Genomic DNA, 14,074 nt, shown 5'->3' with positions numbered 1-14,074 from the left:
GTGTCCTCCCCTGTGAGGACACCGGGCCGACGGTCGTTCGCGCGAGCCCTACCGCGGGCTGCTGGTGATGATCAATATCGCGAGCAGGATCCCGAAGCCGAGGTTCGCGATTTCCAGCCAACCGAAGATCTTGGCGCGCTTGGCGTACTTCTCGCGCTCGTACGGATCGACGGCGGTTCTGGCGCGGTTGCGGTTGGTGACCCACAGCACGATGAAGATGATGTCGAGCACGGCGAACTCCTGTGGGCCGATGGGATGCTGACGATCAGCCGAGGTGGGCGAGGGGCCTTCCCGGGTTCGGGGTTCAGGATGTCGGCGCACCAGGAGGGTGTCAACTGAGATGGATGCCAAGAGCTGCTAAATTTACGACAGTTGATGACTCGTCGCTTCGCCCTCGGGGAGCCCCGTGCGCACCTGCGCCACCACCGCCGAACGCGCGAACGCCCGCGACACCGTCACCAGCCAGGCCGTCTCGGCGGCGAGGTCGGCCGCGACCTCGCGCGGCGCGTAGCCCGTCCCGTCCGCGGACGGACGGTGCCCGGCCGCCGACGACTCCAGCGCGGCGGCCAGGACGGCCGCCTCCACGACGGCCGCGTCCCCGCCGCTCGCCGCCTCGGCCCACCCGGGCACCCGCGGATCGGCGTGCGCCCGCAGCGTCAGCTGACCGTCGCGGATCTCGATGACGCGCCGGTAGAGCGCGAACTCCGGGTTCCGCAGCGGCCCGCCGAGGCCGAGCACCCCGACCTCCGCGGTGAGCGAGATCTCCGGCACCGCCGAGTGCAGCGCCGACCACAGCGGTTCGAGCCGCCGGTAGTCCCGCCAGGCCCGCACCTGCCGCGCCGAGCGGGTCAGGAAGGCCGCCCACACCGCGAGCGTCATGCCGCCGATGCCGAAGAGCAGCGTGCCGAGGGCGAACGGGGCCGAGAAGGCGTCCTCCTCGATCTCCTGGCGGCCGGTCGTCAGCGTCTCCCACAGCGGCACGGCGCTCAGCGCCGACCAGGCGAACCCGCACGCCGTCCCGGCGACGATCAGCCGCAGCCCGGTCCGCGGCAGCCCGGGGGCGACGACCCCGGCGGACCGCAGGACCGCCAGGCCGAACACCGCGACGCACCAGCAGCCGTGCACGGTGAAGAGGGCGTTGAACAGCGTGAGCGGCAGGCGCCCGACCGGGCCGGCCACCAGCTCGGGGCCCTCCGGCCGCACCCCGCCCACCACGTACGCGACCGCGCTCACCGCCATGACGAACGCCGAACCCACCGCCTGGCGCCGCACGGCGGCAGGGCCCGACGCCGCCGGCCGCACCGCGTACACGAGCAGGGCGATCGCGCACTCCGCGCCGAGCTTGAGCTCGTAGCCGAGCAGCGGCACGCACCGCGCGACGGACTCCCACGGCACGGCGGCCCGGGTGGCCGGGGCGAGCACGGCGACGGCCGTGCCGATGCCGAGGATGAACACCAGCAGCCGGCGCTCGCCGGGGCGGCGGCACAGGCCGCGGGTCAGGACCAGCCGTGCGGCCGTCGCCAGCAGGGCCAGCGCGCAGACCAGGTAGTCGACGGTGCTGCTCACGGTGCCGTCCGGTCGGGATCGTCGGGGTGGTGGGGTGGTGCGAGACCGAAGACGGCGTCGAAGCCCGTGCCGCTTGCCGCCGTGGACATCGTCTCCCTCCCCGATCTCCCCACCCGACGGGACTGTCCGGACGCCCATGGTAGTGGCGGACTTCCGGGGCTTCCAGGCCACTTGACGGGTGGGGAGGAGCAGGCGTCAGACGGCCGCGGGGGTGGTCCGGCGCGCGGTGCGGACGTCCTGCCACACGAAGTAGGCGAGGTTGAGCAGCACCGCCGCGTGGAGCAGCCACCAGCCGGGGCCGAAGGAGATCGTGATGTGCGGCACCAGCGTGGGCGACACGGGGGCGAAGTCGGTGGGCCGCAGCGTCAGGTCGGTGGTGAGGAGGCGTACGAGGAACGCCGAGAGGCTCAGGTAGCCGAGGGTCCGGACGACCGGGTGCCGGCGGTGCGGCCGGAGGGCGGTGCAGACGAGGGCGAGGACACCGAGCAGCAGCCAGGGCCACGCGAGGAGGATGCCGTAGCGGGTGTCGGGGACTCCGGGGAAGGACAGGAACCCGAGCGCCTTGCCGAGCGAAACGTCGGCCGCCAGGTCGTGGCCGTTGGCGAACGTGCCGTTGAGGGTGGCGCCGGTCAGGGGCACCGCGCCGACGTACAGGGCCAGGCCGCCGAGGGGTGCGAGCAGGTACGCCGGGCTCCAGCGCCGTGCCGGGGCCGGAGCGCGGGGCGGTACGGGCGGCGGGGGCGGCACGAACGTCGTGGCGGTCGCGGTGAAGGGAGCGGTCGGCGGCGCCGTGGGCGGGGCGGGCTGCTGCTGCAGGAACGCCGTGACCATGGCGGCGGCCTGCGGGCCGGTGAGGCGGTCGTCCGGGGCCTTCGTGAGCAGGCCGTTGATCAGCGGTGCCAGCGGACCGGCCAGTGCCATCGGCGGTGCCGTCTCGAACAGGAGCGCCGCGAGCGTGGCCGCCGGGGTGTCGCGGCGGAACGGCATCCGCCCCTCGACGGCCTGGTAGAGCGTCGCGCCGAGGGAGAACAGGTCGCCGGCCGCAGCGGCGGGGCTGCCGTGGGCGCGTTCGGGCGCGAGGTAGTCGACCGAGCCGATGAACATGCCCGAGGCGGTGAGCGCGGTCTGGTCCTGCTGCACGGCGATCCCGAAGTCGGCCAGCAGGACGCCGCCGCCGTCGGCCAGCATGATGTTCGCGGGCTTCACGTCGCGGTGGACGATGCCCGCCTCGTGCGCGGCGCCCAGCGCGGCGAGGACGGCCTGCGCGACCCGGGCCGCCTCGGGCGCCGGGAGCGGTCCGTCCTGGACGATCCGGTCCTCCAGGGAGCGGCCGACGATCAGTTGCATGACCGTCCAGGGGAGACCGCCGTCCACCACGACGTCGTGGACCCCGACGACGTTCGGGTGGTCGCGCAGCCGCGCCGCGTGCTGGGCCTCCCGCTGGGCGCGCACCAGGCGCTCGTCGTGCTCCGCGGCCGAGGCGGCGGGCGGCAACTGGACCTCCTTGACGGCGACGTCCACGCCCAGCACCTCGTCGTGGGCCTGCCACACGCTGCCGAACCCGCCCGCGCCGAGGCGCCGCACGAGCCGGTAGCGCCCGCCGACCAGCCGCCCCTCCCGCGTCGCCTGGTCGCCACCGCCGACGCCGTTCCCGCTCTCCGACACCGTCTCCCCGTTCCCGTGCACGCGGTCCGCCGCAGGGGTCCAGGACCGGCGATGGTGCCGGATCCGCGCTGCGGCGACGGGCCGTCGGACCGGCCCGGGCCACGATCATCCCAGCCGCGCGCGGGCCGGGGCACCCGGGGTCCGGATGGTCCGGACGGCCGCGGTGTCTCCAATCGGCGGCCGGCCGGAGTACCAAAGTCCCGGTCACCGGTGTGGGACGGGTGGGACGGACACGACCGGGCCTTGCGCCGACGCGGTCGCCCGGCAGACTGACGGGACCGGCGGCAGCGGGTCGATCCCCGCCGCCGGCTCCCGGCTGACGAATCATCGGAGACTCGCGCCGGAGATCCACGAGATCCTCACACACCAGGAGCAGCCACCCGTGCGTACCCTCCTCCCCGCCCGCCGCCGGTTATCGCTGGGCCTCGCCCTGGCCGCCGCACTGACCGGTCTCGGCGCACTGACTGCCTCCGCCGCGGCCGCCTCCGCCGCGCCAGCGGCCACCGCGCCGAGCCCGATAGCCCTGACCTCCTCCGCCTGTCCGGCGGACATCCGGCAGGGCGAGTCCGACGGCTGCGTCACCCAGCTCCAGCTGGAGCTCGACCGCACCGGCGCCACGATCGCCGTGGACGGCCGGTTCGGGGCGGCCACCCTGACCGCCGTCCGCGTCTTCCAGACGGCGCACGCGCTGGTGGCCGACGGCATCGTCGGCCCCGCCACCAAGGCGGCGCTCGACGCCGCGGCCGCGGCGGCCTCCGGCACCGTCGACCTGCGCACCCAGTGCGGCGACCTGCGGACCGGCGCGAGCGGACCGTGCGTCAGCACGCTGCAGACGATGCTGAACGCGCTCGGCGCCCGGCTCACCGTGGACGGGCAGTTCGGGCCGGCCACCGACACGGCGGTGCGCGACTTCCAGGCCTTCCACGGCCTGGCCATCGACGGCGTCGTCGGCCAGGGCACGAAGGCCGCCCTCTACAGCGGCAACGCCGGCTCCACCGGCACCCCGCCGCCGCCCGGCACCCCCGTCGACCCGGCCAAGGTCCTCGCCGCGGCCAAGGCCTTCCTCGGCGTCCCGTACGTGTGGGGCGGCGGCCACTCGCTGCGCGGCGAGGGCCCCGGCCCGTCGCTGGGCACGTGCGACGGCTACACCGGCTCGATCCAGCCCTGCCCGGCCGACACGACCGCCGGCGTGGACTGTTCGGGCCTGGTCCGCGCGGCCTACTGGTTCGGCGCGGGCTTCGACCTGGCCAACGGCGGCGACACGAACCAGCAGACGCTGGACCGCCACCTCACGCCGGTCACCGAGTCCCAGCGCCGGCCGGGCGACCTGGAGTACTTCGGCACGGACGCGCACACCACCACGCACGTCGTGCTGTACGCGGGCACCGACCCCGCCACCGGCGCGGACATGATGTACGAGGCCAAGGAGACGGGCACGGACGTCCACTACGTCGGCCTGCGCACCGGCGGCTTCTGGTACCACGTCACGGCCTGACGGCCGGGGCGCGCACGGCGCGGGCGGCGGCTCCGGCCGCCGCCCGCACCGCGTCAGCCGCGGCCCGACGCCCCGGTGCTGCGCACCGTCACTCGAAGCGGCTCGGGTCCCCGGCCCCCCGGCGGACGATCTCCGGCTCGCCGCCCGAGAAGTCGACGACCGTCGTCGGCTCCGTGCCGCAGTCGCCCGAGTCGACCACGGCGTCCAGCACGTGGTCGAGGCGCTCCTTGATCTCCCACCCCTGCGTCATCGGCTCGTCCTCGCCGGGCAGGAGCAGCGTGCTGGAGACCAGCGGCTCGCCGAGTTCGGCGAGCAGCGCCCGGGTGACGGCGTGGTCGGGGATCCGGACGCCCACCGTCTTCTTCTTCGGGTGCAGGAGGCGCCGGGGCACCTCCTTGGTGGCCGGGAGGATGAAGGTGTAGCCGCCCGGCGTCGCGGCCTTGACGGCGCGGAAGACGTTGTTGTCGAGCTGCACGAACTGCCCCAGCTGCGCGAAGTCCTCGCACATCAGGGTGAAGTGGTGCCGCTCGTCGAGGCGCCGGATCGTCCGGATCCGTTCGAGGCCGTCGCGGTTGTCCAGCCGGCAGCCCAGGGCGAAGCAGGAGTCGGTCGGGTACGCGATGAGGGCTCCGGACCGGAGGCTGTCGGCCACGGTGCTGATGGTGCGCGGCTGGGGGGACTCTGGGTGGACGTCGAAGTACTTGGCCATTCGGCGACCCTAAGGGATGCCGGCCGCTGATCGCCGCAGGTCTCAGCGGGACGGGGTGAAGTTCGGGAGCTGTTCGAGGCTCTCGGCGACGGCGGCGAAGCCGTACGCGAGCATCTCGTGCTCGTACACCTCGACGGCCTCGCGCAGGCCGGTCCCGCCCCGGTGGGCGTCCGTGAGGGTGCGGCAGAGGAGCGCGGCGTCGCGCAGGGCGGTGTTCGCGCCCTTGCCCGCGCTCGGGGGCATGGCGTGGATCGCGTCGCCGAGGAGGGTGACCGGGCCGGTGCCCCAGTGCGGGAGCGGCTCGGTGTACCGGAGCGTCAGCGGCGAGCTGTTGACGACGTCGGACCGGCGGACGAGCTCGACGAGGTCGGGGTGCCAGCCGTCGAGGAGGGGGAGCAGCCGGTCGCGGACGGTCGCCCAGTCGTCGTCGCCGGTGAGCTGCTCGGGGAGGGTGACCACCCAGCGCAGGTAGCTGTCGGTGTCGGGGAGTTCGACCTCGGGGGCGAGCTCGGCCGCCGCGAGCCTCGGCGGGCGGCGGAACTCCATCCGGCCGAGCAGCATCGTCAGCCCGGGGCCCTGTACGAGAGTGCCGAAGTCCGGGACGAGGGTGGCGAAGCGCTCGGTGAGCGGGGTGCGCCCGAGGAGCGAGTTGCCCGGGATGTCGACCACCCGGGCGTCGGGGAGCAGTCGGCGGCGCACGGCCGAGCCGACGCCGTCGGCGCCGACGAGGAGGTCGGCCACCGCGCTGCCGCCGTCGGAGAGGTGGACCTCGACGGTGCCGTCCGGCAGCTCGGCGTAGCCGGTCACGGCCCTGCCGAACTCGACGCGCTCGCCGAGCCCGGCGAGGAGGACCTCCCGCAGGACGCGCCGGTCGGCCGCCGCGCCGCCGTCGGTCGGGTCGAGCCGCCGGAGCTCGGTGAGGTGCTGGTCGACCACCCTCGGCCGGCCGGCGAGCGGCCCGGTCACGGCGTCGAGCAGCCGGTACAGCCGGGGCGGCAGGCAGTCGCGCAGCGCGCCGAGCCCGTGTTCGTTCAGAGCGATCCGGAAGCCCTGGTAGCGGCTGTCCGCCGCGGGCTCGCGCTCGTACACCCGCACGTCGATCCCGGCGCGGACCAGCCCCTGCGCCAGGCACAGCCCGCCGATGCCGGCCCCGGCCACGATCACCTTCATGTCCCGCTCCTCACGTTCCGTCATGTCCACCAGCATCACTGCCGGTTGGTGGCGGCGGCAGGGCGTTCGATCACGAAGTGCCGATGACATCCGTCACAGCGCCGCCTCCCGCAGCCGCTGGGCCGCGTGTTCGGGGCTGACGTCGTTGACGAAGGCGTCCATGCCGGATTCGACGCCGGCCAGGTACTTGAGCTTGTCGGCGGTGCGCCGGATGGTGAACAGCTCCAGGTGGAGGGCGAGTTCGTCCCGCTGTTCACGGGGTGCCTGGTGCCAGGCGGAGATGTACGGGGTGCGGCCGGTGCCGAAGAGGCGGTCGAAGCGGCGCAGCAGGTCGAGGTAGAGGCGGGGGAACTCGGCGCGTTCGGCCTCGTCGAGGGCGGTGAGGTCGGGGACGCGGCGGTGTGGGTAGAGGTGGACCTCGTAGGGCCAGCGGGCGGCGAAGGGGACGAAGGCCGTCCAGTGTTCTCCGGCGAGTACGACCCTTTCGCCGTCGGCGCGTTCGGCGGCGAGGAGGTCGTCGAAGAGGTTGCGGCCCGTCGCCGTGCGGTGGGCCCAGGCCCGCGCGGCGATGCGGGTGGTGCGCGGGGTGGTGAACGGGAAGGCGTAGATCTGTCCGTGGGGGTGGGCGAGGGTGACGCCGATCTCGGCGCCGCGGTTCTCGAAGCAGTACACCTGTTCCACGCCGGGCAGGGCGGAGAGCGCGGCCGTGCGGTCCGTCCACGCGTCCAGGACCAGACGTGCGCGGGCCTCGGAGAGGTCGGCGAAGGACGCGTCGTGGTCGGCCGTGAAGCACACCACCTCGCAGCGCCCGGTGCCCGGTCCGGCCGTGCGCAGCGGGCGTTCGGTCCGGGGCGCGTCCGCGTCGGGGTGCAGGGACGGGAAGCGGTTCTCGAACACCGCGACCTCGTAGTCCGGGGCCGGGATCTCGCTGAGCCGCGCGTCGGTGGAGGGGCAGAGCGGGCACTCGTCGGCGGGCGGGAGGTGGGTGCGGCCCTGGCGGTGGGCGGCGATGGTGACGCTGTCCCCGGTGGCGGGGTCGCGGCGGATCGCGGAGCGGACGGCGGCGGGCTCCAGTCGGCGCCGGTCGACGGTGTCGCGCACGGCGGACTCGTCGGTGTCGTAGTAGAGGATCTCGCGGCCGTCCGCGAGCTTGGCGGTGGTCTTCTTCACGGCTGGGTCTTCTCCATGGCTGGGCCTTCCGCGGCGGCGGTGCGCGGCCACGACCGGTGCCGCGCGTGGCGGAGGCCGCCTCCGGTGGGGGACGGAGGCGGCCTCCTGGGGGATTGGCTGGAGGACGGTCAGGCGGGCAGGCCGACGGCCCGCTCGCGCCCGCGCCGCTGCTGGATCACCACGGCGACGACGAGCAGGAGCCCCTGGGCGACGTTCTGCCAGAAGGAGTTGATGCCCTGGACGGTGAGCCCGTTCTGCAGCGCGCCGAGCAGCGCGACGGCGAGGAGCGTCCCGGCGATCCCGCCCTTGCCGCCCTTGAGCGCGCAGCCGCCGAGCGCGGCCGCGGTGATGGCCTGGAGCTCCAGGCCCTCGCTGCCGGAGGTGGGCTGCCCCGAGCCGGTGCGGGCGGTCAGCAGGACGCCGGCGACGGCCGCGACCATGCCGGTGAGCGCGTACACCGACAGCAGGTACTTGTTGAGGTCGATGCCGGCCAGCCGCGCGGCGGTGGGGTTGCCGCCGAGGGCGTAGATGTTGCGGCCGATGTCGGTGTAGGTGAGCAGGACGTGCACGGCGGCGGCGACCAGGATGAGGATCCACACCATGGTCGGCAGCCCGGCGATCTTGCCCCGGCTGAGGAAGACGAACAGCGGGTCGCCGAGGACGTAGCCCTGGGCGCGGCCGTCCGAGATCAGCTGGGCGACGCCCTTGTACGCGGCGAGCCCGGCCAGGGTGGCGATGGTCGGGTTGACCCGGCCGTAGATGATCACGACGCCGTTGAGCAGCCCGACGCCGGCGCCCGCCAGCACGGCCGCGCCGATGCCGAGCGCGGCGCTGGAGCCGGTGGACGTGAACACCATCGCGCTGACCACGGAGGCGAGGCCGGCCTGCGAGCCGACCGAGATGTCCAGGCCGCCGCAGATGATCACCACGGTCTGGACCACGGCGAGCAGCCCGGCGATGGTCACCGCCTCGGCGATGACCTGGATGTTCTGCCAGCCCAGGTAGTTGAGGTTGAGAAAGCCGAACAGCGCGAGCACGGCCGCCAGGGCCAGCAGCAGGATGAGGTTCTGGCCACCGACGGCGCCCAGCACGGCCCGCGCGCCGGTCGGCCGGGCGGGCCCGGTGGGGGCCTGCGGCCGCTGGTCGGCGGTGGTGGAGGGGGTGGTCATCGGGCGGCTCCGGTCGTGGGGTCGGTGGTGTCGGCGGGCGCGAGGTCCTCCGACATGGCCAGGGCGAGGATCGCCTCCTCGGAGGCCTCGGCGCGGCCGAGTTCGCCGGTGATCCGGCCGTTCTGCATGACCAGGATCCGGTCGGCCAGGCCGAGGACCTCGGGCAGTTCGGAGGAGATCACCAGGACGGCGACGCCGTCGCGGGCCAGGTCGGCGATGATCTGGTAGATCTCCGCCTTGGCGCCGATGTCGACCCCGCGGGTCGGCTCGTCCAGGATCAGCAGCTCGGGGCGGCGGGCCAGCCAGCGGGCGAGCACGACCTTCTGCTGGTTGCCGCCGGAGAGCGTGCGGACCTCGCTCTCGATCGAGGGCGCGCGGACCCGCAGCCGGTCCGCGTACTCCTGCGCGAGCTGCCGCTCGGCGCCGCGCCGCACGAACCGCCGCCGCCGCAGCCGGTCGAGGCTGACCAGCGAGGTGTTGTCGCGGATCGTCCGGTGCAGGAAGAGCGCCTGGGCCTTGCGCTCCTCGGGGGCGAGCCCGAGGCCCGCGCGGATCGCGTCCTTGGGGGAGCGAAGGCGCAGCACGGTGCCGCCGAGGAGGACCTCGCCGGAGCGGATCGGCACGTCCCCGGCGAGGGCGAGGGCGAGCTCGGAGCGCCCGGCGCCGATGAGCCCGGCGAGGGCGACGACCTCCCCGGCCCGCACCCGGAGGCTGACGTCGTGGACGTCGTCGGTGCTGACGCCGCGCACGTCGAGCACGACGCGGTCGGTGGCGACGTCCTGGCGGACGAACAGGCCGGCCAGGTCGCGGCCGACCATGAGCCGGACGAGCTCGCGCTCGTCGGTCCCGTCGGCGGGCAGGACGCCGGTCAGGGTGCCGTCGCGCAGGACGGCGATCCGGTCGGCGAGCCGGAAGATCTCCTTCATGCGGTGCGACACGTAGATCACCGCGATGCCGCGGTCGCGCAGCCGGCCGATCAGGGCGAACAGGGCCTCCACCTCGTGCTCGGAGAGCGAGGAGGTGGGCTCGTCGAAGGCGATCGCCCGGGGCGGCACGGCGCCGGTGAGCGCGCGCATGATCTCGACCAACTGGCGCTGGGCGGCGGTGAGTTCGGAGCCGAGGAGGTCCGGGTCGAGGACCTGCTCGAAGCCGAGGTCGGCCAGGTCCGCGGTGATCCGCCGGCGCAGCTCGGCCCGGTCGAGCCGGCGCCCGGCCCGGCGCGGGAGGCTGCCCGCGTAGACGTTCTCGGCGACCGACACGTGCGGGATGATCTCCGGCTCCTGCGGGATGATCCGGATGCCCGCGCGGCGCGCGTCGGTGGGGGAGGAGAGGTCGAGCGGGGCGCCGTCGAGCAGGACCTGCCCCTCGGTGGGGCGGTGGTCGCCGCTCAGGATGCGCAGCAGGGTCGACTTGCCGGCGCCGTTCTCGCCCATCAGGGCGGTGACCTTGCCGGGCGGGAAGTCGACGCTGACGCCGTGCAGCGCCCGGACGCTGCCGAAGGTCTTGCCGATGTTCTCGGCGACCAGGCCCTGGGCGGGCCGGGGGGAGGGCCCGGAGCCGGGTGGGGACTCGGGTGAGGTCATGCGTGCCTCGCTGGAGGTGCTGGGGGTCGCTTGGGGTACCGGAAGGGGTGGTGCTCAGCTGCAGGTCATGCCGGTGCTCTGCCAGGTCGAGGCGTCGACCATGGTGGTGGGGGCGAAGGCCTCGGCGGGGAAGTCCTTGCCGTTCTTGAGCTTGTCGACCATGGTCTGGACGGCCAGCGCGCCGACGTCCTTGCCGTTGATGAACAGGGCGGCCTTCATGCCGGAGGGCTTGCCGCTGGTCCAGTCCTTGCAGGCGAGGTAGGCGCCGAGGCCGACGCCGTCGATGTCGTCGGGGCTGACGCCGGCGTTCTGCAGGGCGGTGACGGAGCCCTGGACGTTCTCGTCGTTGCAGCCCCAGACCACCCAGTGCTTGACGCCGGGGTTGGCGGTGAGGGTGGCGGCGGTCTTGTCCTGGGCGCCGGTGGGGGTGTTGTCGGTGGCGACGTCGATGTTCTTGACGTCGGCCCCGCCGGCGGCGGCGAAGGCGGCCTTGGCACCCTTGATCCGGTCGCCGCAGACGGTGACGTCCTGCTTCCAGGCGGAGATGATGCGGGTGTCGGCGGGGTTCCAGCCGGCCTTCTTGAACTCGGCGGCGGCCCGCTTGCCGACCTCGCCGCCCATCTGCTCGCCGGAGAAGCCGACCCGGGCGACGAGGTCGCCCTTGCCGCAGGAGGCGGGCGCCGGGCCGGTGGCGCAGATCTGGTCGTCGGAGGTGAGCAGGGCGACGCCGGCGTCCTTGGTGGTCTGCACGACCTGCGGGCCGACGGCCGGGTCGGGCACGACGACGATCAGCCCGTTGCTCTTGCCGGCGATGGCCGACTGGACCTCGCTGACCGTCTTGTTCGCGTCGTTGCCGAGGTTCACGACCTTGAGGTCGACGCCGAGCTCGGCGGCCTTGGCCTTGGCGCCGGCCGCCTCGCCGACGAAGTACTCCTGGTCGCCCTGCTTCTGCAGGTAGGTCAGCGAGACCTTGCCGTCGACCTTGGCGACGGAGCCGGAGGACGACTCCTGGCCGGTCGAGCACCCGACGGCGCCCACGAGGGTCACACAGCCCAGGACGGCGGCGGACAGGACACGGCTGCGGCGAATGAACATGCGGTGGCTCCCGGTCAGGAGAGAAGGGTGGGGGATGTGGGCACGGCGTTTGAGTCGCGGCTTGAATCAAACACAATCGATCAGAAGCAAACTTGATCAAACGTGCTCGGACAGGAAACTCCCCGCCCGGACTTTCGTCAAGGGTCTTCGATGCGCTCGCGTCAATTCGAGACGTTCCCGTTATCGCCGCGGTCTACCCGGTCCCCACCCACCCGGCGGGCGGGTGGGGACCGGGTCGGAGCGGACGGTGGATCAGGAGAGGGTCGTCCAGGCCTGTCCGGCCGCGGCCGGGTCGGGCTGGACGGTGACGACGGCGGAGGCGGCCGCCGGGCCGGCGGCGGCGAGCGCGAGGCCGGTGGCCACGTTGGTGACGGTCAGTGCGCCGGTCGCGGTGTTCTGGAGCACCCGCCACTTCTGGCGGGCGTTGTTCGGGTCGTAGCCGTTGGTGACGTACGCGGCCGCGCCGGACGAGCCGGGGGCGGTGAGGATGCCGTGCACCTGGGTGCCGGTGTAGCAGTTGTCGGTGATGCGCACCGTGCCGTCCGGATTGGCGGCGAAGTTCCACTGCTCCGAGGTGTGCGTGCTCCACCACGTGTTGACGTCGACGGCCGCGCCGTCCGCGGCGCTGCAGGTGCCCTGGACCTCCAGCGCCTGGCCGCCGGTGCCGCCCGCGCCGATCGCGTGGTAGGCGCCGTCGCCGATCACCGCCGCGGGCGTGAACGCGGCCTGCGGGGTGAGGCGGAACATCGCGACGCCGTGCGGGGCGACCCAGGTGCCGCCGACGGTGCCGCCGGAGGCGACGGTGCCGGTGGCGCCGGTCCACAGCTCCTTGGACGTGTAGCCGCCGGTGAGGCCGAGCGAGCCGAGCGTGCTGCCGATCGTCTGCCAGTTGTTCGGGTCCTGGTTGACCAGCAGGACGGCGGTGTCGCCGCCCGCCAGCTGCCGCTTGAGGACCACCGGGGCGGTGCCGTTCGCGGGCGGGGCGCCGACCAGCGTCGCCGGCCTGGCGAGCGCGTCCTGGTCGATCCGGATGACGTCGGCGTTCTTCATGAGCGCCAGGCCGGAGGCGGGGATGCCGGTGGACCAGCTCGTACTGCCGTCGGTGTGCTGGGCGTCGGCGTAGGTGCGCAGGTCGGCGCCGGAGATGAGGGGCGAGGCCATCATCGACAGGACCGACAGCTCGGTGCGCGACTCGTCGTCGGTGAACGGCTTGTGGCACGCGCAGGTGTCGGTGACGCCCCACGAGCCGTAGACGTCCTGCCAGCCGGTGAACATCATGTCCATGTCGTTCCAGCTGCCCGGGCGGACGTTGCCCGGGTACTGCAGCGCGGTGCCCAGCTGCTGCCCGTAGAGCACGCCGCTCAGGTCGCTGCCGCGGTCGCCGCCGATCCGGCACAGGTTGGCGACCTGCCCGCACCACACGCCGGTCGGCGCGTACCCCGGGGACTGGTACGCCGGGGTGCCGGCCGCCCGGATCACCGGGTCGGTGCGGGCCGGGTCGTTGGCGCCCAGCAGGTACGGCACGCCGGTGTGCACCGGCTGGGCGGAGACGCTGAGCGCCACCCTCGGCCTGCCCTGCGCGGCGGAGGCGGCGTCGAGGGCGCGCTGGAACGTCTGCACCCGGGCGTACATGGACTGGGTGAGTTCCTTGCCCTCGCCCTGGGTGTAGTAGTTGTGGCCGTCCGGGCCGACGATCTGGGGGCCGTAGGGGCAGTCGTCGTACTTGACGTAGTCGACGCCCCAGGAGACGAAGTCGCTCGCGTCGGTGGCCTCGTGGCCGAGGCTGCCGGGGTGCATCTGGCAGGTCAGGTAGGTGTCCGTGCCGTACAGGCCGAACTTCATGCCCTTGCTGTGGGCGTACCAGGCGAGGTACTGGATGCCGTTGACGGTCTGCCCGTTGACGACCTGGGAGGGGAAGGTGTCCGGGCGCGGGGCGAGGTGGCCGGAGGTCGGGTCGTTGCCGGTGCCGTCGGTGCCGGCGACCGGGTTCCCGGCGGCGTCGTAGAGCTGCATCGAGCCGTAGGACGTCCGCACGATGTCGGTGCTCTGGCCGTCGCGGTGCCAGAGCGACCAGCCGTCGTCGATGGTGACGGTGTTGTAGCCGGCCGTCACCAGGCCGTTGCCGGACATGAAGTCGATGGTCTGCTTGACCTGCTGCTCGGTCACGTTGGTGCCGAGCGAGTTCCAGGAGTTCCAGCCCATCGGCGGGGTGAGGGCGGTGCCGTTGTCGAGGGCGGCGGCGGGGGTCGCCGTGGTCAGCGCGAGGGCGCCGAGGCCCGGGGTCGCGAGGGCGAGCGACAGCAGCGCGCCGGCGAGTCGTCGGGATCTGCGCATGCGTGGGCGCATGGGTGCTCCAAGGGTGGGGGTGGGTGGGGTCGCCAGAGCGAGCGCCTGTTGGAATTTGTTGATTCGTGTCGGAAGGCGACCGATGGGGCTCAGATCCCAACAGGGG

General features: G+C 73.6%; 11 protein-coding genes. 1 reads left to right on the top strand and 10 read right to left on the bottom strand.

Annotated features, from left to right (window positions below; all coding sequences use genetic code 11):
• Nucleotides 1-48 precede the first annotated feature (48 nt).
• From ACFVU9_RS37955 to ACFVU9_RS37945, 3 genes are all read right to left on the bottom strand, one after another.
• Nucleotides 49-231, bottom strand: a complete 183-nt coding sequence (locus ACFVU9_RS37955) for a hypothetical protein (protein ID WP_380438718.1) — start codon at nt 229-231, stop codon at nt 49-51.
• Nucleotides 232-363: 132 nt separating this feature from the next.
• Nucleotides 364-1,566 (bottom strand): MAB_1171c family putative transporter, encoded by a 1,203-nt coding sequence (locus tag ACFVU9_RS37950; RefSeq protein ID WP_387601497.1) that lies wholly within the window; start codon nt 1,564-1,566, stop codon nt 364-366.
• A 195-nt stretch (nt 1,567-1,761) separates the two neighbouring features.
• Nucleotides 1,762-3,252, bottom strand: coding sequence for a serine/threonine-protein kinase (locus tag ACFVU9_RS37945; protein WP_387601494.1), 1,491 nt, complete (start codon nt 3,250-3,252; stop codon nt 1,762-1,764).
• A gap of 361 nt (nt 3,253-3,613) precedes the next feature.
• Here ACFVU9_RS37945 and ACFVU9_RS37940 point away from each other — a divergent pair, with 361 nt between their 5' ends.
• Entirely contained in the window at nt 3,614-4,726 is a 1,113-nt protein-coding gene (locus tag ACFVU9_RS37940; RefSeq protein ID WP_380509715.1) for a peptidoglycan-binding protein, read from the top strand.
• 88 nt (nt 4,727-4,814) lie between these two features.
• Here the strand turns inward: ACFVU9_RS37940 and ACFVU9_RS37935 are convergent, their stop codons facing one another.
• From ACFVU9_RS37935 to ACFVU9_RS37905, 7 genes are all read right to left on the bottom strand, one after another.
• Entirely contained in the window at nt 4,815-5,435 is a 621-nt protein-coding gene (locus ACFVU9_RS37935; RefSeq protein ID WP_380493214.1) for an L-threonylcarbamoyladenylate synthase, read from the bottom strand.
• 42 nt (nt 5,436-5,477) lie between these two features.
• Nucleotides 5,478-6,629, bottom strand: a complete 1,152-nt coding sequence (locus ACFVU9_RS37930; RefSeq protein WP_387601490.1) for an FAD-dependent oxidoreductase — start codon at nt 6,627-6,629, stop codon at nt 5,478-5,480.
• A gap of 69 nt (nt 6,630-6,698) precedes the next feature.
• Nucleotides 6,699-7,775: a galactose-1-phosphate uridylyltransferase gene (gene galT, locus ACFVU9_RS37925; protein WP_387601487.1), complete on the bottom strand. Its 1,077-nt coding sequence runs from the start codon at nt 7,773-7,775 to the stop codon at nt 6,699-6,701.
• Nucleotides 7,776-7,903: 128 nt separating this feature from the next.
• Nucleotides 7,904-8,944: an ABC transporter permease gene (locus ACFVU9_RS37920; RefSeq protein WP_380438731.1), complete on the bottom strand. Its 1,041-nt coding sequence runs from the start codon at nt 8,942-8,944 to the stop codon at nt 7,904-7,906.
• Nucleotides 8,941-10,527: a sugar ABC transporter ATP-binding protein gene (locus tag ACFVU9_RS37915; protein WP_380438733.1), complete on the bottom strand. Its 1,587-nt coding sequence runs from the start codon at nt 10,525-10,527 to the stop codon at nt 8,941-8,943. The genes ACFVU9_RS37920 and ACFVU9_RS37915 overlap by 4 nt, the downstream gene beginning before the upstream one ends.
• 54 nt (nt 10,528-10,581) lie before the next feature.
• On the bottom strand, nt 10,582-11,622 hold the full coding sequence (locus ACFVU9_RS37910) for a substrate-binding domain-containing protein (RefSeq protein ID WP_380438735.1): 1,041 nt from the start codon (nt 11,620-11,622) through the stop codon (nt 10,582-10,584).
• Nucleotides 11,623-11,874: 252 nt separating this feature from the next.
• Nucleotides 11,875-13,956: a glycoside hydrolase family 27 protein gene (locus ACFVU9_RS37905; RefSeq protein WP_387601482.1), complete on the bottom strand. Its 2,082-nt coding sequence runs from the start codon at nt 13,954-13,956 to the stop codon at nt 11,875-11,877.
• Nucleotides 13,957-14,074: the final 118 nt, after the last annotated feature.

The organism is Kitasatospora sp. NPDC057936 (assembly GCF_042887525.1).
In the GTDB taxonomy this organism is placed as follows: Bacteria; Actinomycetota; Actinomycetes; order Streptomycetales; family Streptomycetaceae; genus Kitasatospora.
The sequence above is the reverse complement of the archived record's forward strand: the minus strand, read 5'-3'. Positions and strand labels throughout refer to the sequence as shown.